The sequence below is a fragment of the Streptomyces sp. NBC_00691 genome, assembly GCF_036226665.1.
In the GTDB taxonomy this organism is placed as follows: domain Bacteria; phylum Actinomycetota; class Actinomycetes; order Streptomycetales; family Streptomycetaceae; genus Streptomyces.
Genome location: NZ_CP109007.1, coordinates 8,118,135 through 8,143,297, shown reverse-complemented (window position 1 = coordinate 8,143,297; position 25,163 = coordinate 8,118,135). Strand labels below are relative to the sequence as shown.

At 73.0% G+C, this 25,163-nt stretch carries 20 protein-coding genes; 7 read left to right on the top strand and 13 right to left on the bottom strand.

From position 1 onward, the window contains the following. Positions 1-49: 49 nt before the first annotated feature. The 11 genes from OG392_RS36450 to OG392_RS36400 all read right to left on the bottom strand — a co-directional run bounded on the left by OG392_RS36450 (position 50) and on the right by OG392_RS36400 (position 11,929). A complete protein-coding gene (locus OG392_RS36450; protein WP_329286748.1) occupies positions 50-1,582 on the bottom strand; it encodes an amino acid permease in 1,533 nt (510 codons plus the stop codon). Positions 1,583-1,672: 90 nt separating this feature from the next. Then, positions 1,673-3,442, bottom strand: a complete 1,770-nt coding sequence (locus OG392_RS36445) for a hypothetical protein (protein WP_329286746.1) — start codon at positions 3,440-3,442, stop codon at positions 1,673-1,675. A 180-nt stretch (positions 3,443-3,622) separates the two neighbouring features. Next, positions 3,623-4,858 carry a kynureninase gene (kynU, locus tag OG392_RS36440; RefSeq protein ID WP_329287670.1) on the bottom strand — a complete coding sequence of 412 codons (1,236 nt, stop codon included), beginning with the start codon at positions 4,856-4,858 and terminating at the stop codon, positions 3,623-3,625. 91 nt (positions 4,859-4,949) lie between these two features. Next, on the bottom strand, positions 4,950-6,026 hold the full coding sequence (dmpG, locus tag OG392_RS36435) for a 4-hydroxy-2-oxovalerate aldolase (RefSeq protein WP_329286743.1): 1,077 nt from the start codon (positions 6,024-6,026) through the stop codon (positions 4,950-4,952). Then, positions 6,023-6,937 carry an acetaldehyde dehydrogenase (acetylating) gene (locus OG392_RS36430; RefSeq protein WP_329286741.1) on the bottom strand — a complete coding sequence of 305 codons (915 nt, stop codon included), beginning with the start codon at positions 6,935-6,937 and terminating at the stop codon, positions 6,023-6,025. The genes dmpG and OG392_RS36430 overlap by 4 nt, the downstream gene beginning before the upstream one ends. Beyond that, the gene (locus tag OG392_RS36425; protein ID WP_329286739.1) at positions 6,934-7,956 is read right to left on the bottom strand and encodes an amidohydrolase family protein; all 1,023 of its coding nucleotides are present in this window, start codon (positions 7,954-7,956) and stop codon (positions 6,934-6,936) included. Before OG392_RS36425 ends, OG392_RS36430 begins: the two co-directional genes overlap by 4 nt. Next, entirely contained in the window at positions 7,953-8,525 is a 573-nt protein-coding gene (locus OG392_RS36420; protein ID WP_329286737.1) for a 3-hydroxyanthranilate 3,4-dioxygenase, read from the bottom strand. The genes OG392_RS36425 and OG392_RS36420 overlap by 4 nt, the downstream gene beginning before the upstream one ends. Then, the gene (locus OG392_RS36415) at positions 8,522-8,965 is read right to left on the bottom strand and encodes a RidA family protein (protein WP_329286736.1); all 444 of its coding nucleotides are present in this window, start codon (positions 8,963-8,965) and stop codon (positions 8,522-8,524) included. Before OG392_RS36415 ends, OG392_RS36420 begins: the two co-directional genes overlap by 4 nt. Beyond that, positions 8,962-9,705: a 2-keto-4-pentenoate hydratase gene (locus OG392_RS36410; protein WP_329286734.1), complete on the bottom strand. Its 744-nt coding sequence runs from the start codon at positions 9,703-9,705 to the stop codon at positions 8,962-8,964. Before OG392_RS36410 ends, OG392_RS36415 begins: the two co-directional genes overlap by 4 nt. Then, positions 9,702-10,517, bottom strand: coding sequence for a 2-keto-4-pentenoate hydratase (locus OG392_RS36405; RefSeq protein ID WP_329286732.1), 816 nt, complete (start codon positions 10,515-10,517; stop codon positions 9,702-9,704). Before OG392_RS36405 ends, OG392_RS36410 begins: the two co-directional genes overlap by 4 nt. Next, positions 10,514-11,929, bottom strand: coding sequence for a 2-hydroxymuconic semialdehyde dehydrogenase (locus OG392_RS36400; RefSeq protein WP_329286729.1), 1,416 nt, complete (start codon positions 11,927-11,929; stop codon positions 10,514-10,516). Before OG392_RS36400 ends, OG392_RS36405 begins: the two co-directional genes overlap by 4 nt. A gap of 184 nt (positions 11,930-12,113) precedes the next feature. Here OG392_RS36400 and OG392_RS36395 point away from each other — a divergent pair, with 184 nt between their 5' ends. Further along, positions 12,114-13,040 (top strand): LysR substrate-binding domain-containing protein, encoded by a 927-nt coding sequence (locus OG392_RS36395; protein WP_329286726.1) that lies wholly within the window; start codon positions 12,114-12,116, stop codon positions 13,038-13,040. Between the two features lie 65 nt (positions 13,041-13,105). On the opposite strand, the gene OG392_RS36390 is transcribed toward OG392_RS36395, so the two are convergent. After that, on the bottom strand, positions 13,106-14,233 hold the full coding sequence (locus OG392_RS36390) for a hypothetical protein (RefSeq protein WP_329286723.1): 1,128 nt from the start codon (positions 14,231-14,233) through the stop codon (positions 13,106-13,108). A 234-nt stretch (positions 14,234-14,467) separates the two neighbouring features. Here OG392_RS36390 and OG392_RS36385 point away from each other — a divergent pair, with 234 nt between their 5' ends. Next, a complete protein-coding gene (locus tag OG392_RS36385; RefSeq protein ID WP_329286721.1) occupies positions 14,468-15,643 on the top strand; it encodes a phospholipase D-like domain-containing protein in 1,176 nt (391 codons plus the stop codon). Between the two features lie 67 nt (positions 15,644-15,710). Here OG392_RS36385 and OG392_RS36380 read toward each other — a convergent pair whose 3' ends face one another. Further along, entirely contained in the window at positions 15,711-16,889 is a 1,179-nt protein-coding gene (locus OG392_RS36380) for a serine/threonine-protein kinase (RefSeq protein WP_329286719.1), read from the bottom strand. A gap of 512 nt (positions 16,890-17,401) precedes the next feature. Here OG392_RS36380 and OG392_RS36375 point away from each other — a divergent pair. From OG392_RS36375 to OG392_RS36355, 5 genes are all read left to right on the top strand, one after another. Further along, complete coding sequence (locus tag OG392_RS36375; protein WP_329286718.1) at positions 17,402-18,238, top strand: SDR family oxidoreductase; 837 nt, start codon at positions 17,402-17,404, stop codon at positions 18,236-18,238. 209 nt (positions 18,239-18,447) lie between these two features. Then, a complete protein-coding gene (gene lanKC, locus OG392_RS36370) occupies positions 18,448-21,102 on the top strand; it encodes a class III lanthionine synthetase LanKC (RefSeq protein ID WP_329286716.1) in 2,655 nt (884 codons plus the stop codon). Between the two features lie 44 nt (positions 21,103-21,146). After that, positions 21,147-21,275, top strand: coding sequence for a mycelium formation morphogenetic lantipeptide SapB (ramS, locus tag OG392_RS36365; protein ID WP_015037662.1), 129 nt, complete (start codon positions 21,147-21,149; stop codon positions 21,273-21,275). A gap of 148 nt (positions 21,276-21,423) precedes the next feature. Continuing rightward, positions 21,424-23,241: an ABC transporter ATP-binding protein gene (locus OG392_RS36360; protein ID WP_329286709.1), complete on the top strand. Its 1,818-nt coding sequence runs from the start codon at positions 21,424-21,426 to the stop codon at positions 23,239-23,241. Continuing rightward, positions 23,238-25,139, top strand: a complete 1,902-nt coding sequence (locus OG392_RS36355) for an ABC transporter ATP-binding protein (protein WP_329286707.1) — start codon at positions 23,238-23,240, stop codon at positions 25,137-25,139. The genes OG392_RS36360 and OG392_RS36355 overlap by 4 nt, the downstream gene beginning before the upstream one ends. Positions 25,140-25,163: the final 24 nt, after the last annotated feature.

The window sequence follows — 25,163 nt, the reverse complement described above, 5'->3', positions numbered from 1 at the left end:
GGCCGGAGGTCCGGCCCGCCGTCGCTCGCGTCCGCCCCTCCCGCTTCGCTCAGGCCCGGCGGGCCCGGCGGAGCGAGGTCAGGGCGTAGCAGCCGAGCAGGACCACGGTGAAGGTGAGGCCGATGCCGGCGGCCTGGCGCATGTCCGGGACCTCGACCGCGGTGGCGGCGACGGCCAGCACGCCCGCTCCGGCCACGACCGCGAGCTTGCTGCCCCCGGGGACGCTGAATCCCGTGAAGTCCTCGGGGTGCGTGTCCCGGTGCCGCCGGAAGGCGATGTACGAGGCGAGGATCAGCAGCCAGACCAGCAGCACCGCGAAGAGGGCGATCGACATCAGGATCCCGAAGATGCCGCCGATGTCGTAGAACGCGAGCAGTGCGGCGGCCGCGATTCCCAGGGTGGAGGCCGCCAGGGCGTTGGCCGGGACACCGCGTGAGGTGAGGCGGGCCAGGGGGGCCGGTGCGAGGCCGTCGTCGCCGAGGGAGTGCAGGAGGCGGGAGGCACCGTACAGATGCGCGTTCGCCGCGGAGACGGCCGCGATGAGCACGACGACGTTGGTCAGGGTCGCCGCGGCGGGGACGCCGATGTCGGAGAAGACCCGCACGAACGGGCTGGCCTCGACGCTGCCGTCGCCGGCGGCCAGGCGCCGCCACGGAATCAGGGCCACGACCAGGGTGATCGCCAGGACGTAGAAGACGCTGAGACGCCAGGCGAGCTGGCGCATCGCGGTGCGGATGGACCGCTGCGGGTCGGTGGCCTCGGCCGAGGCGATGGCGACGACCTCGAATCCCGCGTACGCGAACATCACCACGGACATGGCGATCCAGACGGACTTGGCGCCCTGCGGCACGAACCCGCCGTCGTCGGTGAGGTGCGCGAAGCCCGCGGCCTCGGTGTCCGGCAGTCCGAGGAAGACGAGGAACGCGGCACACAGGATGAACGCGCAGAGCGCGGTCACCTTGATGGTGGACAGCCAGAACTCGGTGGTGCCGAAGGACTTCACGTTGATGACGTTGACCGCGAGCACCACCGCGGCGACGGCGAGGATGGCCGCCGACATCGGTACGCCCGGCCACCACCAGCGGATGTAGAGCGCGGAGGCGACGACCTCCGTGCCGATGACGACGACCGCGCTGAACCAGTACATCCAGCGGGTGACGAAGCCGGCCCACGGGCCGAGGTACGTGTGCGCGATGGTTCCGAAGGAGCCCTGGACGGGATGCGCGGCGGACATCTCGCCCAGCAGGACCGCGATGACCGCGACGAGGACGGCGCCGATGGCGTACGAGAGGATCACCGCGGGGCCCGCGGCGGATATCGCCGATCCCGAGCCCAGGAAGAGGCCGGTGCCGAGCGCGGAGCCCAGGCCGATCATCGTGGTCTGGCGGGGTGTGAGCGAGCGGACGAGGCCTGTGGCCCTACCCGGCTCGCCGGTCCCGGTGTTCGCGCCGGTCCGGCCGTTGTCGGCGTTCCCGGCGTTCCCGCCGGACGGGGAGGTGGTGGACGGCGAGGAAGGCGTGGAGGGGACCGCCGAGGCGGGAGGGGACGCGGGGCCCTGGGCGGGTCTTTCGGGAGCGGTCATGGCAGGAGTCCTTTGTACGGGTGCGGGGCGGGAAGGTCCCGTGGGGGTGGGAGGGGGCCGGCGGAACCGGCCCCCGCAGAGGGCCGCGGCTCAGAACTCGCTGTTGCGGAAGGGCTTCTCGGGGCGGTTCAGGTCGGGCTTGCCCAGGACCTTGGGCGAGGACAGTGCGTAGATGCCGTGGTTGGTCAGCACCCAGGCGATGTTGCGGTCCCACTCCACGTAGACCCCGTGGGTCTGGTTGCCGTACGCGTAGTCCGGGGTGCCGCTGCCGTACGCCTTCGGGACGAAGTAGGCGTCGATCTTCGGTGCTGCCGGGTCCGAGACGTCGAAGAACTGCACGCCCGCGTTGTAGAAGCCGTAGCCGAGCACGCCGGGGGTGTGCCGGCCCGGGTTGGTGTAGGAGCCGGTGCGCTTGGGGCCGAAGCTGCCGCGGCGCTGGCAGAAGTCGGTGAAGCCGGCCGACGGCGGCGGGGTCGGCCGGGGCAGGACGCCGACGACACGGGGGTTCCTCGGGTCCTTGGCGTCGATCTGGTAGACGTCCTTGTAGGGCTCGTAACAGTCCTCGGTGAGGGGGTAGCCGGAGTAGTAGACGATCCCGGTCCTCTCGTACTGCGAGACGTCGATGTTGTCGCCCTCGGTGCCCGAGACCGACGGCGGCAGGTCCAGGTGGCTCACGGTCCGCAGGTCGGCCGGGTTCGAGATGTCGAGGACGGTCAGGCCGTAGCCGCCCATGGCCGCGAACGCGTACCGCCCGCCCTGTTCCACCGGCTTGGGGATGAACAGCGGCATGCGCGCGCCCATCCAGCTGGTGCGGTTGCCGCAGCGCGGGTTGTTCCGGTACGCCGCGTCCTCGCCGGTCCGCTGACCCGGCAGGTGCCAGGTGTCGAGGAGCTTCGGGTGGGCCGGGTCGGCCATGTCCCAGGACTGGTAGCCGGCGGAGTGCAGGTTGGTGGGGTACTCGGTGCGGGAGTACGTGTCGTCGGGCGCCGTCGCGATGAACATGTACCGCTGACCGGTCCAGTACGGGGTGTCGAGGGAGCCGGAGCCCTGCTGCGCCGTGCCGGGGTCGCTCCTGAGCGGGTCCTTCTGGGTGGCGTCGGTGGAGACGGTCGCGAGGAGCTTCCAGTCCTTCTTGCGGGGTCCGTCCAGGCGGAAGACCTTGAAGCCCTTGAGCCCCGGCTTCTCGCGCAGCTTCCTGACGCCCTCGGGGTTGCTGTACTTGTCGTGCGCCGGGTCGTCCGTGAGTTCCCGGATCTGCCGCTTGTCCTCGAAGCTCTGCACCATGACGTAGGCGCCGAGCTTCTTGTTCCACTGGATGGTGGAGGCGCCCCAGTAGTCGTTGGCCGCCCAGGCTCCGTTCGCCCTGGTCTCGTCGCCGTCCACGTCCTCGCGGCTCATCCGCTCGACGACCTTCACCTTCCTCACGTCGGTGATGTCGTAGACGCGGCCCTCGGAGCGGTCGTACTGGAACATGTAGCGCCGGCCGTCGAAGTCGACGATGTTCTGCCAGGTGTGGAAGTAGTCGGGGGTGAAGTCCGGCCCCTCGTAGGCGGCTTCGACCTTCATGTTCTTGATGTACGAGCGGGTGTCGTACTCCTTGTTGCGGCCGGGGAAGGAGTGCTCGTGCTCCTCGTCGACGGGAGTGAGGGCGGGATGGCGGAAGCTGTCGTCCAGCTGCATGCCGTACGCGCCGGGGTCCGCCGGTCCGGGGCGTCGGTCGGCGCAGACCTCGGGGATGTTCGGATCGGTGGTGCCGGCGGCCGCGGTGGTGGCGCCGGAGCTGCCCGGCACGAGGAGGGTCGCGGCCGTGGCGGCGGCGACCGCCGTGGCCAGGGTCGCTCTGGTGCGGAGGGATCGCATGGACTGTCCTAGGGGTCTCGGCGGCGGAGAATGGACGTGCGAAGGGGTGGGCCGGGCGTGCGGAAGCACGGCGTGGCCCGCCGGTACGGAGGGGTCCGACCGGTGTGGCCCCGGTCGCGCGGCGGTCAGGGGGTGGAGTGACCTCGGGGATCGCGCGGGCCGGGTGGTCGTGCGGAACGGTCAGGTGACCGTCGGACGCCGCTGGTGCGCGGCGGCCCGATGGGCGCCCGTGGACACGATGTCCCGCAGCTCGCGGACGGCGTGCAGGACGTCCGCGTGCGTGAGGTAGAGGGCGTTGAAGCCGAAGCGGAGCAGGTCGGGGGCGCGCATGTCGCCGATGACACCGCGCTCGGTGAGCGCGGAGACCAGGGGGTACGCCTCCGGGTGCCGCAGGGCGACCTGGCTGCCGCGGCGCCCGGGTTCGCGCGGGGTGGCCGGGGTGAAGCCCATCCCGTCGAGGAGGTGGTCGGCGCACTCCTGGAAGAAGCCGGTCAGGGACAGGCTCTTGGCCCGTACGGACTCCATGTCGACACCGTCGTACGCCGTCAGAGCCGCTTCCAGGGCGACCAGCGACAGCAGGGCCGGGGTGCCGATGCGGGCGCGGGTGATGCCCGCGGCCGGGGTGTAGGCGCCGGACATGGCGAACGGCTCCGCATGCCCGTGCCAGCCCGTGACGGGGTGGTCGAAGGCCTGCTGGTGGCGCTCTGCGACGTAGGCGAAGGCCGGGGCGCCGGGGCCGCCCGAGAGGTACTTGTACCCGCAGCCGACGGCGAAGTCGGCCCCCACGGAGTCGAGTGCGATCGGCAGGGCCCCGGCGGCGTGGCACAGGTCCCAGTGGACCAGGGCCCCGGCGGTGTGCGCGGCACCGGTGAGCGCCGTCATGTCGTACAGCTCGCCCGTGCGGTAGTCCACCGGGGCGTAGGCGGCGACCGCGACGTCCGTGCCCTCGGCGGCCAGCACCGCGGCGGCCTCGCGTGCGGGCACGCGGCGGACCTCCAGTCCCAGGAGCCGGCCCACCGAGTCGGCGATGTACTGGTCGGTCGGGAAGTGGTCGGGGTCGGTCAGCAGCAGCCGTCGGCCGGGGCGCAGCCGGGCGGCGGCGAGCAGGGTGTTGAACAGCTGGACGCTGGTGGAGTCCCCGGCCACCACCTGGCCGGGGGCCGCGCCGATCAGGCGGCCGATGGCGTCGCCGGTCCGTACCGGCGCCTCCCACCAGCCGTTGGCGTTCCAGGAGCGGATCAGGTCGGTGCCCCACTGCCGGTGCACGGCGTCCTCGACCGCCGGGGGGACGGCGGCGGGGAGGGCGCCGAGGGAGTTGCCGTCGAGGTAGACGACGCCCTCGGGGAGGAGGAAGCGGTCCCTGACGTGCGCGAGCGTGTCGGCGGCGTCCAGCGCCGCCGCGCGTCCGTCCAGCAGGGTGGGGTCATCGTCGGGCGGCGCGGTGGGCCGCTCGGAGGGTGCTGCGGTTCCGGTGGGCTTTTCGATCGGTGTTCCGGTCGGCACGGGGTCACTCCGTCGGTGCGAGAGAGGCGGCGGGGAAGGGTGCTGCGGCGAGGGAGGGTGCGGCGGCGGAGGCGTCACGGTCGCGGAGGAGGTCCAGCGCGATGTCCGTGAGGAGGTCCTCCTGCCCGCCGACGAGCCGCCTCCGTCCGGCCGCGACGAGCAGGTCCCGGGTGTCGAGACCGTGCCGGAGGGCGGTGGCCTCGGCGTGCCGGAGGAAGCTGGAGTACACCCCGGCGTAGCCCAGGGTCAGGGTCTCCCGGTCCACCCGTACGGGCCGGTCCTGCGTCGGGCGTACGAGCTCCTCCGCGGCGTCCATCAGCGGGAACAGGGAACAGCCGTGCTCCCAGCCCATGAGGTCGAAGACCGCCACCGTCGGCTCCAGCGGCGCGTTGCCCGCTCCGGCGCCCTGGCCCGCGAGCGAGGCGTCCACGCGGTACGCGCCCGCCTCCACCGCGGTGACGCTGTTGGCGACGCCCAGACCGAGGTTGTGGTGGGCGTGGATGCCGATCTCGGTGGCCGGGTCGAGGACGTCGCGGTACGCGCGGACCCGGTCCCGTACCCCGTCCATGGTCAGTCGGCCGCCGGAGTCCGTGACGTAGACGCAGTGCGCGCCGTACGACTCCATGAGGCGTGCCTGAGAGGCCAGTTCAGCCGGCGGCGCCATGTGGGACATCATCAGGAAGCCCGCCACGTCCATCCCAAGGTCCCGGGCGAGACCGATGTGCTGGGCGGCGATGTCCGCCTCCGTGCAGTGGGTGGCGACGCGGACGGAGGTGACCCCGAGGGCGTGGGCGCGGCGCAGGTCGTCGGCGGTTCCGACGCCCGGCAGCAGCAGGGTGGTGAGCCTGGCCCGGTCGAGCACCTCGGCCGCCGCCTCCAGCCACTCCCAGTCGGTGTGCGCACCGGGCCCGTAGGTGACGGAGGAGCCGGACAGACCGTCGCCGTGGGCGACCTCGACGGCGTCGACGCCGGCGGCCTCCAGGGCGGCCGCGACGGCCCGCACCTGGTCGAGGGTGTAGCGGTGCGACACGGCGTGCATGCCGTCGCGAAGGGTGACGTCCTGGACGTAGACCGAGGTCATCGGACCGGACTCCGTTCGGCCAGGCGCTCGGCGGTGCGCAGCGCGGCGGAGGTCATGATGTCGAGGTTGCCGGCGTAGGCCGGGAGGTAGTGGGCGGCGCCCTCCACCTCCAGGTACACGGAGACGAGCAGGCGTCCGCCGCCGGCGAGCCGGGTGAGCGGGTCGCCCTCGGGCAGCGCGCGGAACTGCGGCTCCTGCTTGAGCCGGTAGCCGGGCACGTACGCGGCGACCGAGGCCGCCATGGCCCGCACGGAGGCGGCCACCCGTTCCGTGTCGCAGTCGTCGACGACGCAGTGCACCGTGTCGCGCATCAGCAGCGCCGGTTCCGCCGGGTTGAGGACGATGATCGCCTTGCCCCGGGCCGCGCCGCCCACCCGCTCCAGGGCGCGGCTGGTGGTCTCGGTGAACTCGTCGATGTTCGCCCGGGTGCCCGGGCCCGCCGACCGCGAGGCGATCGAGGCGACGATCTCGGCGTAGTGCACCGGTGCCACCGCCGAGACGGCGGCGACGATCGGGACGGTGGCCTGCCCGCCGCAGGTGACCATGTTCAGGTTGGGGGCGTCGAGGTGCTCGTCGAGGTTGACGGGCGGGACGACGTACGGGCCGATGGCCGCCGGGGTGAGGTCGACGATCCTTTTGCCGTACGGCGCGAGCGCGGCCGCGTTGCGGTGATGGGCGGCTGCCGAGGTGGCGTCGAAGACGAGGTCGATGTCGTCGAAGTCGTCGAGGTCCAGCAGCCCCTTCACACCGTCCGCGCTCGTTCGTACCCCGAGGCGGCGGGCCCGTGCGAGTCCCTCCGACTCCGGGTCGATGCCGATCATCGCGGCGGCGGTGACGTTCCCCGCCCCTCGGACGATCTTGATGAGGAGGTCGGTGCCGATGTTGCCCGACCCGATCACTGCTGCCTTCATCGGACTGCCTCCTTCAGCAGCGGGGTGAGGCCGAAGAAGCGGACGGCGTTGCCGCCGAGGACGGCCTCGGTCTCCTCCGGGGTGAGCGTGCTCTCCCGCACCAGGCGGCCGATGTCCTCCTCGCCGAGCGGGAAGGGATGGTCGGATCCGAGCAGCACCCGTTCCGCGCCCATCACGTCCACGAGCAGGCGCAGCGCCCCGGGGTCGAAGACGGCGGAGTCGACGGAGAAGCGCCGGGTGTAGTGCGAGGGCGGGTGGGGGCTGTCGGCGCGGACGAGATCACGACGGTGCCAGGCGTTGTCGGCCCGTCCCAGGAGGTACGGGAAGCTCCCGCCGCCGTGGGCGAACAGCAGCCGCAGCGAGGCCGGCAGGCGCTCGAAGGCGCCGGAGAGGATCAGCGACAGGATGGTCAGATGGGTCTCGCCAGCCATGCCCGCGAGCCAGGCCAGCATGTACCGGGAGAAACGCGGCCCGGTCGGCAGGTCCCAGGGATGGACCAGGACGGCCGCGTCCTCCTCTGCGCAGTGCGTCAGGAACTCCAGCAGCGCGCCGTGGTCGAGGTCGCGGTCGCCGAGGTGGTTGCCGATGTGGACGCCGTGGAACCCCTGACGCATCGCCTCGCTGAGCATGGCGCAGGCGGCCTCGGTGTCCTGGAGCGGCACCTGGCACAGCGGGGGCAGTCGGTGCGGGGCGTGCGAACCATACGCGAGGAGACGGGAGTTGACCGTGCGGCACCAGTCGGCGGCGCGCCCGGCCTCCAGGCCGTAGCCGAAGAGCAGCGGGGTGCTGGACAGCACCTGGATGTCCACGCCCAGCCGGTCCAGGTCGGCGACGCGTTCCGCAGGGTCCCACAGGGTGCGGCGCACCGGCCGGTACTCGGCGGAGCCGGCCATCATCATCCCGGCGTCCGGACCGTCCGTGGTCCGCAGCCAGGGGCCGTCGTCGGAGCCGGTGAGCAGCCGCGACTCGGCACGGCCGATCTCCGGGAAGACATGGGCGTGGATGTCGACGACGGTCATGCGCCGCCCGCCTCGTCGCGGCGCGTGTGCGGACGCAGCGCCTCCGGCCAGTCCTTGCCCGGGTGCGACGCGCCGCAGTTTCCGCAGGTGCGCGCCGCCTCGTCCCCGTAGAAGGAGTCGAACACGGGCGGGAGGTCGTCGACGATCGAGGTGAGCTGTACCTCGCTGCGGTGGACCAGGTGGTGGCACTCCATGCAGTACCACTCGAAGGCGTCCCGGCTGCCCTGCGGGCGGGCGAACTCGACGACCAGGCCGACGCTGTCCTCCTCGGGCCGCTGCGGCGAGTGCCGCACGTGCGGCGGAAGGAGGAAGACGTCACCCTCGCGGATGTGGATGTCGCGCGGCGGGCTCCCCTCCTGGTCCATGACGCGGAGCACCATGTCGCCCTTGAGCTGGTAGAAGAACTCCTCGATCGGGTCGTCGTGGAAGTCGGTGCGGCGGTTCGGGCCGCCGACGACCGTGACCATCAGGTCGGCGTCCTGCCAGATCTGGACATTGCCGACCGGCGGCTTGAGCAGGTGCCGGTGTTCCTCGATCCAGGCGTGGAGGTTGAACGGTTTCATGGTCACGGTCGCGGTTCCTTGTTCCGGGAGAGGGACACGGGGGTGTGCTGCGGGATGTGGGCGACGGCGCTGATCTCGATCAGCAGGTGCGGGTGGGGAAGCTGGTGGACGGCGACGGTGGTGCGGGCGGGACCGCTCTCGTCGAAGTACTCGGCGTAGACCTCGTTGTAGCCGCCGAAGTCGTTCATGCCGACCAGATACGTGGTGACGGACACCAGGTCGGCCAGGCCGCCGCCCGCCGCGCCCAGCACTCGCTCGATGTTGTCGAGCACGGCCCGGGTCTGCGCGCGGATGTCGAGGTCCGTCACCCCCATCGCGTCGGCACGCGCGCCCACGAACGTGCCGTCGGGGCGGCGCGCGCTCGTGCCGGAGACGAAGACCAGGTCACCCGCGCGCCGGAAGTGGGGAAACCGGCCGCGCGGCGGGGCGGCACCGGGGACGATCACGCGCCCTCCCCGGTGGTGAAGCCGACGGTGCCGAGGCCTGCGACGGTGGCCCGCACATGCGTTCCGGGCGGCAGGGGCACGGCCGCGGTCGCCGCGCCGGCGAGGATCACCGTGCCGGGTTCCAGCGCACCGGCGAGCCGGGCCGCGGCGGCGAGGGCCCGCAGGGGGCTCCCCAGGATGGCCGCGGTGGAACCGGTCTCGGCCAGGCGCCCGTCGAGCTCCAACAGGACACCGAGGTCGTCCAGGTCAACCGGCGCGTTCCAGGGGCCCACCGCGTAGCCCGCGGCGGAGGTGTTGTCGGCGATCACCTCGGGGAGCGAGAACCGGAAGCCGTGGTAGCGCGAGTCGATGACCTCCAGCGCCGTGGCCACCCCCGCGACCGCCGCCATGGGGTCGCCACCGGGGCGCAGCGTGTCCCCGAGCAGGAAGGCCACCTCGGGCTCGACCCGGGGGTGGATCAGGCCGGAGAGGTCGAGGCGCCCGCCGTCGGGAATCACCATCCGGTCCGTCAGCCGCCCGTGGATCAGGTCGGACACGCCCATCTGCCGCATCTTGGCCACGCTGGTGAAGCCCAGCTTGAAGCCGGTGAGCCGCTCTCCCCGGGCCAGCCGCCGGGCGACCAGCGCCTCCTGCACGGCGTACGCCTCGCCGGTGTCCTTCGGTCCGCTTCCGCCGCCGGCCAGCGGGCGGCCCTCACGCGCCGCCGAGTCCAGCGCCTCGGCCAGTGCCGTGATGTTCATCGGGTGTCTCCCTCCCGTCCGGTGCGCCCGAAGGCCGCGCGTACCGACCCGAGGCCGTCGATGCGGGCTTCGAGCACATCACCGGGCTCGACGGTCGTCATGGGGCCGAGTGCGCCGGTGAGCACGGTGTCCCCGGCCCTCAGCGGGTGGCCGAGGCGTACGAGCGTGTCGGCCAGCCACAGGGCGGCGTGCAACGGATGGCCCAGACAGGCGGCTCCCGCGCCGGTGGACACAGGTTCTCCGCGCCGCTCCAGCACCATGCCGGCGGTTCGCAGGTCGAGTTCCCGCAGCGTGACGGGGCGGGTGCCGAGGACGTACGCGCCGCTGGATGCGTTGTCGGCGATGGTGTCGACGGCCGTGATGTCCCAGTCCCGGATCCGGCTGCCCACGATCTCCACGGCAGGGAGCACGAAGGCGGTCGCTCTGATCACGTCGGCCACGGTGTGCCGCTCGTGGGTGAGGTCGTGTTCGAGGACGACGGCGACCTCGGCCTCCGCCCGGGCCTGGAGCACCGTTCCCCAGGGAATCTCGGCTCCGTCCGGCACCGCCATGTCGTCCGTGAGGCGCCCGAAGTCCGGTGTGTCGACGCCGAGCTGGGTCTGGACCGCGGCCGAGGTCAGCCCGATCTTCCAGCCTGTGATCCGGCGCCCCTCCGCGCGTCGGCGCTCGCCGAGGACGGTCTGGACGGCGTAGGCCGCCGCCAGGTCCCCCGGGGGCAGCAGTGCGCGGACGGGGTCGCAGGGAACGCCGGTGAGGCGGGCCGTGTCGAGGCGTTCGGCGGCGCTCGCCACCGCTTCGTCCACCGTGCTCACAGTTTCACGCACACATTCATCGGTTCGGAGAAGAAGTCGAGGGAGTGGTCGCCGCCCTCACGGCCTATGCCGGAGGCCTTCACCCCGCCGAAGGGGGTGCGGAGGTCACGGAGGTTCCAGCTGTTGACCCAGGCGATCCCGACGTCGAGGGCGGGTGCGACGCGGTGCGCGCGGCTCACGTCGCCCGTCCACACCGTGGCGGCCAGCCCGTACGGCCCGGCGTTCGCGAGGGCCAGCGCCTCCTCCTCGGTGTCGAACGGCGCGAGGTGGACGACAGGACCGAAGATCTCCTCCCGTACCACCGGGTGGTCCTCCGGAAGCCCGGCCAGCACGGTCGGTTCCACCCAGAAGCCGCCGTCCCGTTCGTCGGAGAAGCGCGGCGCGCCCCCTCCCGCGAGCACCTCGCCGTCGGCCGCGGCCTTGCCGAGGTAGCCCAGGACCTTGTCGCGGTGAGCCGCGGAGACCATCGGGCCGTATCCGCTCAGCGACCGGGCGCCGGCGGCCAGCGCCTCGGCGAACGCGTCGAACACCGGTCGTTCCACGTACACCCGCTCGGTGCACAGGCAGACCTGCCCGCTGTGGGTGAACGACGAGCGGAGCGTGCCCGCCACCGCCTGGTCCAGATCCGCGTCGGCGAAGACGAGCCCGGCGTTCTTGCCGCCCAGCTCGAACGAGACGGGGGCCAGTCGCGCGGCGGCGGCCCGCATGATCGTCCCGCCGGTGCGCGACTCGCCGGTGAAGGCGATGGCGTCCACCCCCGGGTGTTCGGTGAGCCACTGCCCCGCGGCGTCCGCGCCGCCGCCGTGGACGAGGTTGAAGACCCCGGCGGGCAGGTTCGCGTCCGCCATCACCTCGGCCAGCAGGCAGGCCGTGCGCGGTGTCAGCTCGGAGGGCTTGGCGATCACCGTGTTGCCCGTGGCGAGCGCCGGGGCCACCTTCCAGGTGAGCAGCAGCAGCGGCAGGTTCCACGGCGAGATCACGGCGACGACGCCGAGCGGCTTGTGCACCGTGTAGTTCAGCGCGCCCCGGCCGTCCGGGGTGGTCGTGTGCCAGGACCGCTCGGCGCGGCCGGCCAGGAGGTCGGCGAACGAGCGGAAGTTGGCGATCGCACGCGGGATGTCGATGGTCGAGGCGAGTTCGCGCGGCTTCCCCGTGTCGGCGCACTCGGCGGTGACGAACTCGTCGAAACGCCGCTCGATGCCGTCGGCGATCCGGTGCAGGAGCCGGGACCGGTCCACCGGGCTCCAGCTCGCCCACGGGCCGCGCAGTGCCTCCCGCGCCGCACCCACCGCGCGGTCCACCAACTCCTTCGGAGCCGCGTGCGCTTCGCCGACGACGGCCCCGCGGACCGGGTCGATGAGCGGGAACGGGACGCCCGAAGCGTCGAACTCGCCCCCTACGTAATGCCGCACAGGTGGACGCACCTTGCAGACCTCCGCTACCGGGCCGGGGATTCGGTTCTGGTCCCCCGGCGTGTGTCGGTATCGTGCACCCACCGAGCCATACCGAACCAATGCCAAAAGGCACTCAGTCCATACCGATTCAGGTATGCGTGACTCCGGCTCACTGGAACCGCTCTCGGAAGGAGCCCCGGCGATGGACCTCCTGGACGGCCGGCTGAAGTTCCGGCATCTCACCCTGCTCGTCGCGATCCACGACCATGGCAGCGTGGGGCGCGCGGCCGAGACCCTGCACCTCACCCAGCCCGCCGCCACCCGCACCCTCCGGGAACTGGAGGGCATCGCCGACCTGCCTCTGTTCGTCCGCCTGCCGCGCGGCATGCGGGCGACGCTCTACGGAGAGGCCTTCGCGGAGCACGCCCGCGCCGTGATCGCCGAGATGCGCCGGGCCGGGGAACACCTCACCGGGCTGCGCCAGGGCCAGGAGGGCACCGTGACCGTCGGCGCGCTCCTCGCGGGCACCAATGTGCTGCTCCCCCGGGCCATCGCCCAGCTGAAGCGCGAACGGCCCCGCGTCACCGTCGTCGTACGGGAGGGCACACCGGACGCCCTCCATCCGGCACTCCTCGCGGGCGAACTGGACGTCATCATCGGCCGGGTGGGACCGGCCCCCAAGGAAGGGGACGGGCTGCGCCTGAGGCGGCTCTACCGGGAACGCATCCGGCTCGCGGTCCGGTCCGGTCACCCGCTCCTGGAGACCGCCGGCGTCACGCTCACGGACACCCTCGACTTCCCCTGGATCCTCCCGGTCGAACAGACCGCACTCCGGCAGGAGCTGGGCGCCCTCTTCGCCGACCGGGGCCTCGCGCTGCCCGCCGACCGGGTCGAGTGCACGTCCATCCTCACGATGCGCGCGCTGCTCCTGCAGACGGACATGGTCGCGCTGCTGCCCGAGCTGGTCCTGCGCGCCGACGGGGAGCTCGCTGCCCTGCCGGTCGAACTCCCCTCGGTGGGACGCACGGTGGGCACCACGGAAGCGGCGCACCGCACGCGTACGCCGGCTCTCCAGGCCCTGCTCCACCACCTCGACCACGAGGCGGCGCTGCTGCGCGAGACGCTCTGAGCGCTACGCCGTCGCTGCCGTCCACGGGACCAGAGCGGCTCCGCCCGGCTCCCCGGTGTTTCGGGTCAGCGGCGGATGCCCGCGTAGGCCGACGGGGAGATGCCGCCTTCCGCGCCCTCGGCGCCGCCGACCGTCCAGACACGGCCCGCCGCGTCGGTCGCGGCGCCGTAGAGGAAGCCGGCTCCGCCCGGGTTCTCCGTACGCTTGAGCAGGCCGTTGGGTCCGAGCGTCAGGACGTAGTTGCCGGCCGGGTTGACGTCGGGGTTCATGGTCTCCCCCACGATCACCGGGCCGCCGGAGCCGTCGAAGGCGATGTCGAACAGCTGGCCCGTCTCGGCCGGGGTACGGACGGTGGACCAGGTTCGGCCGTCGAACCGCACGACGACGGGACGACGCCACAGGTTCTCGTCCCGCATGTGACCGACAGCCCAGATGTCGTTCGCCGACCGCCGCTCGATGCCGTCGTACATGGCGCCGTCGAGCCCGCTCGGCAGCTGCTGCTTGGTCCACGAGGTGCCGTCGAACCGCGAGACGCCGTCGCCGATGGCGAAGGCGACACCGCCGGGTCCCACCTCAAGCTGGGAGACCCAGTTGAGCCCGGTGTCCGCCGGCAGCCGCGTCCAGCCGCCGCTGCCGTCCGCCCGGCCGCGGAACAGGGCCGGCCGGTACTCGCCGGTCGCGTCGGTGTATCCGCCGTGCACCCAGACCGCACCGCGCGCGTCCACGTCGACGGCCGACAGCGACGTGCCTTCCGCCCCCTTCGGGAAGGGCAGCTCGACCGCCCTCCAGGCCTTGCCGTTCCAGTGCTGGAGCAGCGCGCGCCCCTGGTCCCAGTCGTCCTCGCCGACGGTTTCGTAGCGGGTGCCCACGGCCCACACCTGGTCGGGCGCGCCGACGGCGAGGTCCTCCAGGCGTCCGTGATCGGCCGGCTGCGGGGGCGCCTGCCAACGGGTGCCGGTCCAGCGCAGCGCGACCGGCGCGAAGGGCCGGGTGGTCGCGTCGTTGCGCTTGCCGACGGCCCAGGTCGCGCCGCCCGCGGTCTCGACGTCGAACAGCACACTGCCGTCGCTGCCCGTCGGGCTGACGTTCCGCCAGTTCTGGGTCTCCGCGGCGGCGGGGGCCGCGGCGACGGCGATGAACGAGGCGAGGCCGACGGCGACGGCGGTGGCCGCACGGGGCAGGGAAAGGTTCATGACGGGATTCCTCGCAGGGAGTCGGGTGTCGTACGTGCTCTCCCCCTTTGACGCGCCGACCCGTGGAAGATGTTTCAAAGTTTCTCGGAACAGCTCAGGGCGGGGCGCGAGCACGATGACCTCAAGTCCGTTTCGGACCACTTGTCCTGATGGCTCGTCATCAGAGCGGGCGTACTCCGTCCGGAGACGTCGGGTGGCCCTTCGTTCCCGCTCTCGGACAGTCATGGCAGGCTCATGCCACCATCCAGCCGAGGAGGAGTCATCCGCCAGCGTTTCTGGGCGACCGTGTCGGTCGCCCTCGCCCTTGTGTTCTCAGGCATCGCCCCCGCCGCCGCCGAGGACGCACCCCCCGTCGTCACCGGCGCCGTCTTCAACAACCCGAAGGGGGCGGCGGCCGAGCAGGACGCCGTGAAGAACCACATCATCGAGGCGATCGACAACACCCAGGGGGGACGCACCCTGCGGGCGGCCCTGTACGTCATGCAGGACCAGGACTTCACCGATGCCCTGGTCGCCGCCCACGGGCGCGGCGTCAACGTCCGTGTCGTCCTGGACCACAAGTCCGTCGAAGCTCCCACCCCCGCCCCCGCTCAGAACCTCATCGCCGCCTTGGGGACCGACAAGACCCAGGGCTCCTGGGTTCAGGTGTGCACCGCGGGCGGCGCGTGCATCGCGGCGGGCGGCACCAACCCGATCAACCACAACAAGTTCTTCACCTTCTCCCGCATCGGCGATGCGGGCGTCGCCGAGGACGTGGTCATCCAGAGCTCCGCCAACCAGACGGTCTCGTCCACCACCCGGCAGTGGAACAACGCGTACACCGTGGTCGGCAACACGGCCCTCTACACGGCCTACACCGAGTACTTCAACGATCTCGCCGCCATGAGCAAGACGAGCGACTACTACCGCACGGGCGAAGCCGGTGACGCGAAGTACTACTTCTTCCCGCAGCAGACCGGTGACGTCGTGCTCGGGTTCCTGAACAACGTCTCCTGCACCGGGAACACGACCACCGGCACGACCTCCCACAAGACCATCGTGCGGATCTCCGCGTGGGCCCTGCACCGGGACGCGATCGCGGCCAAGCTGCGCTCGCTGGCCGACCAGGACTGCTGGATCGAGATCGTCTACAAGGACTCCAACGACCTCGCCGCCCTGCAGGGCCACGCCCGTATCAAGCCGTACCACCTCGACGCCGCCGGCTACTTCGTCCACTCCAAGTACCTTCTCGTCGAAGGCAACTACGCGGGCCACCCGGACACGAAGTGGACCTTCACCGGCTCGCACAACCTGGACACGTCCTCCCTGCGGGAGAACGACGAGGCACTGATCCGCCTCGCCGGCGCGGCGACACACGATGCCTACAAGGCGAACTTCCTCGCCATGCGGGCCGAAGCCGTCCTGCAATAGACGGCCGGGCACAGCCGCTGCCGCCACCCCCGGCCCTCGGCGTCGAGGCGTACGGGTCAGTCGACCGTCACCGCCCCGCCGCGTCCGGTATCTGCTGGTCGGTCACGTGGCGGGAGAGCGGGTCCACGACACTCCCGCTCCCGGCGGGGGCGGCGCCGATGGAGCCCGTCAGCGTGACGCCGAGGGCGGCCAGGGCCGCGCTCTTGGCGAGCAGTCGCCCGGGGCGAAGGAGCGACCTGGTCCTCGGCTCCGCCTTCGTGGGCGTGGTCCGCGCGCTCGGGAGCGTACCGGGCGAGCGGCGGACTCCGGACGGGTGCCCGGGGGCCCCGGGCGCCGTCACCGGCTGTGCCGCGTGCCGCGGGTCGCCCGCGTCGGGGATCGGCAGCGCGGCCAGCGTCTCCTGGCAGGTGCGGGCGTCGGGTCGGTGGGAGGCCTCGTGCGCCGTCATGGCCTTCAACAGCGCGCCGAGTCCCGGGGGAAGTCCGTCGGGCAGCGCCGGCGGGCGGTGCAGCCGAGCGAGCGCCGCCTCCAGGGGCTGGCCCCCGTACTCCCGTTCGCCCTTGAGTGCCTCCAGGAGCACCAGTCCGAGGCTGTAGACGTCGGCCCGCGGCCCCGTGGTCCAGCCGAGTGCCTGTTCCGGTGCCATGTAGCAAGCCGTCCCCATGAGGAAGTCCTCGCCGCCGGTGACCGGGTCGGCCGCGCTGCTCGCGGCGTCGGGCGCGGCCGCGGGGTCGTCGGTGGTGACGAAGCGGCGGGAGATCCCGAAGTCCGTCAGGCGCGGGGCGTCGGTCGGGTCCAGGAGGATGTTCGACGGCTTGACGTCACGGTGGACTATTCCCTCTCCGTGCACATGGGCGAGCACGGAGGACAGCGCGACCCCCATGCGGCAGGTCTCGGCCACCGAGAGCGCGGAACGGGCGAGGCGCCGGCGCAGGGTCGTCCCCCTGACCAGCTCCATCACCAGGAAGGGACGGCCTTCGTCGTGACCGCAGTCGAAGAGGGTCACCAGACCGGGATGCTGCAGCTGGGCGAGGAGACGTCCTTCGCCGTCGGAGTGCTCCTCCGCCCGGGTGTCGCCGCGGCGGAAGACCTTCACCGCGACGGGCCTGCGCAGCCGGAGGTCCACGGCCTCGTAGACGTCGGCCGCTCCCCCTCTTCCCAGCAGGCCGTCGAGCCGGTACCGGCCGGCGACCGCGTGAGCCGTCAGCCGGGAGTCGGGTTGGACGCGCCACGGACGGACCTGCATCTCGGTTCTCCCTGTGTTCCGTTGCCGCCTTCTGCCGTCCGCCCTTTCGTCGGCGAGCGGTGTGCCGCCCCCGCCCGGTGCGGACCTTTCGCACCCCGGGCGGTGGTCGCCTCCGAACGTCGCGGCCGTACGGCCGCCGCGCGCGGACCTGGGGTACGGCTGCCCCGGATACCCCGGGACATCCCTGTGACGTCCGCGCACGCGGCCGACGCGGGCTGCCGCCCGCCTTCGGGCGGTGGAGGCCGGCTTCCGGCTGCTCCCGGGCGAGGCGGCAGTAACTCTCGTCCCCGACAAGGGGGTTCGCTGTGTCGGAGGGGTCGGGGAGCGGGCGCCGCTGCGCCCGTCCGTGCGTCCACGCGCCCCTGCGTGAGGGATGGCCGTGGCCGGATCTCGCCTCCACGATGAAGCGCGTCACGTCCCGCCCGGCGCGGACGGGACGATGCGCGTCCGGCGGCGCGATAGGGCAGGACCGTTCGCGCGTCACCACTTCGGCGATCCATACGGGGGGAACCATGGGCAGGCGCTGGTTGATCACGGGGTGCTCTTCGGGCCTCGGAAGGGCATTGGCCGTCGCGGCGGCACGGGCGGGCCACGAACTCGTGGTCACCGCCCGCAAGACCGCGGATCTGGAGGACCTCACCGCCGACTGGCCGGGACGGATCGTCCCGGTCCCGCTGGAGCTGCGGGACCCGGCCTCCTGCCAGGAGGCCGTCCGGACGGCCGTCGACCGCCTCGGCGGCATCGACGTCCTCGTCAACAACGCCGGCGTCGGTCTGTTCGGCGCGGTCGAGGAGGTATCCGACGCCGAACTCCGGCAACAGCTGGAGATCCTGGTCGTCGGGCCCTGGAGACTCACGCGGCTCGCCCTGCCCCTGATGCGCGCCCAGGGGCACGGACACATCCTCAACGTCTCGTCCGTCGTCGGCCGGATGGCCTTCCCGGGCCTCGGCGCCTACGTGGCCGCGAAGCACGCGCTGGAAGGGATGAGCGAGGCTCTCGCGGTGGAGGCGGCCCCGCACGGCATCCGTGTCACGGTCGTCGAACCCGGCATGTTCGCCACCCGCTACGGCACCGCCATGACGGAAGCCGCCCACCGGGTCCCCGCCTACGACGTGACCAACCGCGAGATGCTCGAAGGCGCGCGCGGACTCGCCGACAGCCCCGAGACCGGACGTCCCGACGACTTCGCCGCACGGGTCCTCGCCATCGTCCACGCCGAGGGCCCCACGCCCCTGCGCATCCCGGTCGGCGCCGACGCGTACGGCTATCTGGACGTCGCGGAACAGGCCGCCCGCGAGGAGTACGCCGCGGCGCGGGCTCTGGTCGACGGGCCACCGCCCGCGGTGTGACGGACCGTCGCACCACGTCCTGGGCCGTGAGGCCCACGCCGCACCCCCGCCGTCGGCCGCCGGAGTGGGACCGGCCGTGCGGACCGGAGGCATCCGCGGGGCTGTTGTTACCTGTGCGTTCCGCATAGCTGGAAGGTGACAGCGGCGACTTTCGGGGCCCTCGGGAGACGTGACAGCGTCGTGTCCGTCACCGACCGAGGGAGTGCGCAGTGAACAAGGGGTACGCGGTGTTCTGCGACGCCGACCGTCACTTCTACGACGCGCCGCACCGTCTGGTCTTCGCCGAGGGAGCGGGTGACTCCCTCTACCGGGCTGCCACCCTCCCCGTACCCGAGGGCTGGACGTCCCACCGTACGGGCGACTGGCTCGCCCTGCGCCCCCTGGACCACGCGCTCCCGTCGCAGGGCTGGAAGATCCACGTCTCCGCCTGTCTCGACAACGCGGAGGCGATCCTCGACACGGTCCGCGCGTACTGTCTGGGGCACGACGTGGCCTTCAAGTTCGTCCCCAGCCGCTACCTGCTGCACCAGCGCAACGCCAAGTACGCGGACCGCTCCGCGAGCGGCAAGTTCATCACCGTGTATCCGGCCGACGACCAGCAGTGCGAGCGCGTGGCCAACGGTCTGGCGGGCCTGCTGGAGGGCCGGCCGGGGCCGTACATCCTCAGCGATCTGCGCTGGGGCCGCGGGCCCGTGCATCTGCGGTACGGCAGCTTCACCCTCCGCCACTGCTACGACGAGCACGGGGAGCTGCGGCCGGCCGTCGAGGACGGGTCCGGCACGCTCGTACCCGACCGGCGCGATCCCGTCTTCCACGTGCCCGCCTGGGTGACTCCCCCCGACTTCCTGCGTCCGCACCTGGAGGCCCGGGCCTCGGTGACCGTCCAGGACATGCCGTACGTCATCGAGAAGGCCCTGCACTTCTCCAACGGCGGTGGGGTGTACGAGGCCCTGGACCGGCGGACCGGGCGGCGGGTCGTCCTGAAGGAGGCGCGGCCGTACGCCGGCCTCGCCGCCGACGGCGCGGACGCCGTGACGCGGCTGCACCGCGAACGCGAGGCGCTGGAACGGCTCTCGGGGCTCGCCTGCACGCCGGAGGTCCTCGACAGCTTCACGGTGGGCGACCACCACTTCCTGGCCCTGGAGTTCGTGGAGGGCAAGCCGCTCAACACCTTCTTCGCGCGGAGGCATCCGCTGATGGAGGCCGATCCGCCGGCGGAGCGCCTCGCCGAGTACACGGAGTGGGCGCTGCGGATCCACGGGCTCGTCGAGCGGGCCGTGGCCGCGGTGCACGCCCGCGGGATCGTCTTCAACGACCTGCATCTGTTCAACATCATGGTGTCCGAGGACGAGTCCTCGGTGGTGCTGCTGGACTTCGAGGCGGCCCAGCCCGCTGCGGAGGGCGGCCGCCAGACCGTCGCCAACCCGGCGTTCGTGGCGCCCGCCGACCGGCGGGGCTTCGATGTGGACCGTTACGCCCTCGCGTGCCTCCGGATCGCGCTGTTCATCCCGCTCACGAGTCTGCTCGCGGTGGACCGGGGCAAGGCCGCGCACCTGGCGGAGACCGCCGCGGCGCGGTTCCCGGTGCCCCCCGGCTTCCTGGACGAGGCGGTTCGGGAGATCACGCGTGACCCGGCCGGCGGCCGGTCCGGCGGGAGCTCGCGGGCACCCGACCGTCCGGCGGGCCGCTCGCGGTTCCTGCCCACGGAGCCGGGCGACTGGCCGAACAGCCGTGACTCCATGGTGGGCGCGATCCTGGCGTCGGCTACGCCCGAGAGGGAGGATCGGTTCTTCCCCGGGGACATCGCGCAGTTCGCCACGGCCGGCGGGGGCATGACGGTAGGACACGGCACCGCCGGAGTGCTCCACGCCCTGCACGAGAGCGGGGCGCCCCGATGTCCGGAGGCGGAGGACAGGCTCCTGCGGCACGCCAAACAGCCCGACTCCGGCACACCGTTCGGCTTCTACGACGGGCTCGCCGGCGTCGCGTGGACCCTCGAACGGCTCGGGCATCCGGCTGCCGCGCTCGAACTGGCGTCACTCGTCGCCGAACAGGACCACGAGGGCCTCGCCCCCGACCTGTACGGAGGGACGGCCGGCATCGGCCTCGCCCTGGACGCCCTGGCCACCGCCACCGGTGAGAGCGGCCTCCACGCGGCGGCCCTGCGCTGCGCCGAGCTGTCCGCCCGCCCGCTCCGGGCGCCCGCCCGACCGGCGGGACCGGCGGGACCGGCGGGACCGGCGGGACCGGCGGGCAAGGTGCGCACGGGACTCCTGCACGGCTCCGCAGGACGGGCCCTGCTGTTCGTACGGCTCTATGAGCGCACCCGGGACACCGCCCTCCTCGACCTCGCCGCCGAGGCGCTCCACGACGACCTGAGCCGCTGCGTCCGCGGCGCCTCCGGAACCCTGCAGGTCGACGAGGGCTGGCGCACGATGCCGTACCTCGGCGCGGGCAGCGTGGGCATCGGCATGGTGATCGACGACTATCTGCTCCACCGGCGCGACGCCGCCCTGGACCGGGCGCGCCGCGAGATCGTGCGGGCGGCGCAGGCCACCTTCTACGCCCAGCCCGGTCTCTTCCGGGGCGTCGCCGGGATGGTGCTCCACCTCGCCCGTACGAACGTCGGCGGGCCCGGCACGTCTCCGGGGGACGTACGCCGCCAGGTCGGTTGCCTGAGCTGGCACGCCATGTCCTACCAGGGCCGGCTCGCCTTCCCCGGTGAGCAGATGATGCGCCTCTCCATGGACCTCTCCACCGGTACGGCGGGCGTCCTGCTCGCCCTCTCCTCGGCCCTGGGCGACCGCCCGGCCCACCTGCCGTTCCTTCCGCCGCTTCCGCGGCCCCACGAACCGGCCCCGTAAAGGGGTCGCCCCGCACCACCCGTCCCCTACGAAAGGAAACGATCATGAACCTCTTCGACCTTCAGTCGCTGGAGACCCCCAAGGACGAGGCCATCGGCGATGTCGAGACCGGCAGCCGCGCGAGCCTCCTGCTCTGCGGTGACAGCAGCCTCAGCGTCACGACCTGTAACTGACCCGATCCGGCTTCCCGCACGGCGCGCCGAGCGCCGGTGAGGAGTCACGGGGCCCCGGGAGCGCTGCTCCCGGGGCTCCGGCCGTCGGGGCCGGACACCGGCGGCCCGGCGGGAACGTCGCTCCCGGAGGGGAAGAAAGGGGGGCCGGATGGCCTCGCCGACCGGTTCCGACCGGCTGCTCCGCGGCGCCGTACGGCACACGGCACGCACCACCGCGGCGCTGCTGCTCTGCTCGGTCGCCGGCGCGGCCTGCTCGCTCGCCGTCCCCGCGCTCACCGGCAGGACCCTGGACCTGCTGCTGCGTCACCAGCCCGGGGCGGGGACGTGGCTGCTGTGGACCGCCGCACTGCTCGCGGCCGAAGTGCTCCTGGAGACCGGCGCGGTGCTTCTGACGCAGCTCGCCAACGCCCGCGCCACCGCCTGGATCCGGCTGCGCGCCCTGGGCGGTCTGCTCGGCACCGCGCCCCACCGGGCAGCACCCCACTCGGGCGGCGACGTCGCCGCCCGGCTGTGCGTCAACGCCACCGACAGCGGCACCGCCCCGGCGGCCCTCGCGACCGCGGTGTCGTCCGTGCTCGTGCCGATCGGCGCACTCGTGGCCCTGGCGCTCATCCACCCCTGGACCGCGGCCGTCTTCGTGGCCGGTCTGCCCCTGCTCCTGCTGCTGCTCCGCGCGTTCGCCGCCCACTCCTCCGACTCGGTCGGCCACTACCAGCGGGCGCAGGGCGCCGTCGCCGCCCGGCTGGCCGAAGCGCTGGCCGGCGCCCGTACCATCGCCGCCGCCGACACGGCACGGCACGAGGAGGAGCGCGTCCTCGCCCCGCTGCCGGAGATGACACGGCACGGCACCCGCATGTGGCTCGTCCACGGCCGCGCCGTGGCCCGCAGCGGCGTCCTCCTCCCGCTGCTCACCACGGCCGTCGTCGCGGTGGCGGGGGTCGGTCTCGCCGCGGGCGAGGTCAGCGTGGGCGGTCTGCTCGCCGCCTCGCGATACGCGGCGCTCGCCGCCGGGATCGGAGGCATCGCGGCACCGCTCGGCACCCTGGTCCGAGCCCGCGGCGCGGGACGCCGCACCGCCGAACTCGCCGATCTGGCGCCGATGGCGCACGGCTCCGCGGTCCTGCCTCCCGACGCGCCCGGGGACCTGGAACTGCGGGAGGTGCGGGTGACGCGCGGCGGCGTCCCCCTGATCACGGACGTGACGCTCGCGATCGACGGCGGATCGACGGTCGCCGTCGTGGGCCGCTCCGGAGCCGGCAAATCGACCCTGGCCGCCGTCGCGGGCCGACTGACCGACCCCGACGCCGGGAGCGTCCGCCTCGACGGAGTCGACCTGGCGGAACTGTCCCGCCCGGAGCTGCGCGGGGCGACCTCCTACGCCTTCGCGCGTCCCGTCTTCGACGGCGGGGCCACCCCCACGGTCGGCGCCGCGCTGGCCGCCGGGGCCGGGCCCGCACGGAGCCCGGCCACGGCGACGAGCCTCCGGGACGCCGCGACGGCCGCCAGCGCCGACACCTTCGTCCGACTGCTGCCGCTGGGCTACGAGACCCCGGTGGACGGCGTCCCGCTCTCCGGAGGCGAGACCCAACGCCTCGGCCTGGCAAGGGCGTTCATCGGCCGGGGCCGTCTGATGATCCTCGACGACGCGACGTCGAGCCTCGACACGGCCACCGAACGTCAGGTGGAGACCGCCCTCGCGACGCCGTCACGGGCGTGCACCAGGCTGATCGTGGCCCACCGGGTGTCCACGGCCGCCCGGGCGGACCTGGTCGTCTGGATGGAGGCGGGCCGTGTGCGGAGGTCCGGACCGCACAGCCTGCTCTGGGAGGAGCCGGAGTACCGCGCGGTGTTCACCGCGGAGGCCCGGTCCGCGGACGACCCATGCTCGCCGGACTCTCCCCCGGAGGGCGCCGGCTCCGACGCTCTGCCGTCGTCGGCCGTTTCCGGGACGGGAGCGGGCGAGTGACACCCGATCTGAGCCCGGGGCGGGCGAAGGAACCGACAACGCCGAAGGCGACGGACCGTCCGGCACCGGCTGCCGCCACCGGCGAGGCGGACCCGGCCCGGCACGTCACCCGTCCGGCTCCGGCGTCCGCATCCCGGGAGACGGACCCCGCCCGGCGCGTCACGGCCTCGCTCCGGTCCCTCCTCCTGCGCCGCAAAGGCGTCCTGGCGAAGCTGGCGGTCTGGTCCGCCGCAGAATCCGCGCAGACGTTCCTCGGCGGCTACTGCGTGGCCCGCTCCCTCGACGACGGATTCCTGAAGGGCGCGCCCTCGACCGGGCTCCTCTGGCTGGCCGGGGCCGCCGTGGCCATCCTGCTCGGCGCTCCCGTCGTCCGGGGCGTCTTCGCCCAGCTCCCCCACCTCACGGAACCGCTGCGCGACCAGCTCGTACGGGGGTCGGTGGTCCGCGCCCTGCGCACCGCCACGACCACGGCCATGGGCGGGAGCGGGGGCGTGGACGCCACCGCGGTGTCCCGGCTGACGAGTCAGACCGAGATCGCCCGGGACAGCTTCGCCGGACTGGTGCTCGCCACGCGCTCCTTCGTCTTCGTCGCCGTGGGGGCCCTCGTCGGCCTGCTGTCGCTCGCGCCGCAGTTCCTCCTCGTCGTGCTGCCGCCGCTGGTCCTGGGCCTCGCGCTGTTCACGGCCTCCCTGCGGCCCATGGCGCGCGCCCAGCACCGGTACCTCGACGCGGACGAGGCAGTCGGACGGCGCGCCGAGACCACCCGCACCGCTCTGCGGGACATCGTGGCCTGCGGCGCCCAGGAGGCGACCGCCGCGCAGAACCGCCGTGCCGTCGACGAGGCGGCCGCCGCCCAGCGCGCCCTGGCCCGCTGGGCATCCGTCCGCACGTTCTCGGTGGCGACGGCCGGACAGCTGCCGGTCCTCCTGCTGCTCGCCACGGCGCCGTGGCTTCTCCGCCAGGGCGTCACGGCCGGGGCCGTGGTGGGCGCCCTCACCTACGTCCTCCAGTCGCTGCTCCCCGCGCTGCACACACTGATGACCGTCCTGGGCGCGGCCGGCGCGCGGCTTTTCGTCGTCCTCGACCGCCTCACCCAGCCACTGCCCCCGGCCCCTCCCCCCGTCTCCGCCCCGCCCTCCCCGCGCCGGACGCGCCGGACGCGCCGGGCGGACCGGGCGGCCACGGCGCTGGAGCTGCGCCACGTACGCGCCGCCTACGGCCCCGGGGCACGCGCCGTACTGGACGCGTTGGAACTGACCGTCGAGCAGGGGGAACACATCGCCGTGGTCGGCCCGAGCGGCATCGGCAAGTCGACCCTGCTGCACGTCGCGGCGGGCATGCTCGCCCCCGATCGCGGCGACGTACGGCTCTTCGGGCGCGCCGTCGCGGCCTGCCCGCCCTCGGAGCTCACCGCCCTGCGTGCGCTGATCCCCCAGGAGGCGTACGTCTTCACGGGCACCCTGCGGGACAACCTGCGGTACCTGCGGCCCGGCGCCGACCGGTCCGCCGTCGACCGGACCGTGGACGCGCTCGCCCTGGAACCGCTCGTCGACCGGGTGGGCGGGCTCGACCGCACGCTGACGCCCGACGCCCTGTCCCTCGGCGAACGCCAGCTGATCGGGCTGGGGCGCGCCCATCTGGCCCCCGCCCCGCTGCTGCTGCTCGACGAGGCGAGCTGCCACCTGGACCCCGTCGCGGAGGCCACGGCCGAGCGGGCTCTGAGCGCGCGGCCGGGAACCCTGGTCGTGGTCGCCCACCGGTTGTCGTCGGCACTCCGGGCCGACAGGATCCTCGTCCTCGACGGCACCCGGGCCCAGTACGGAACGCACGACGAGCTGCTCGCGCGTTCCGCTCTCTACCGCGATCTTGTGGGGCACTGGAGCCAGGTCCAAGGGTGAGCGGACCGTGCCCGTGAGGACGCC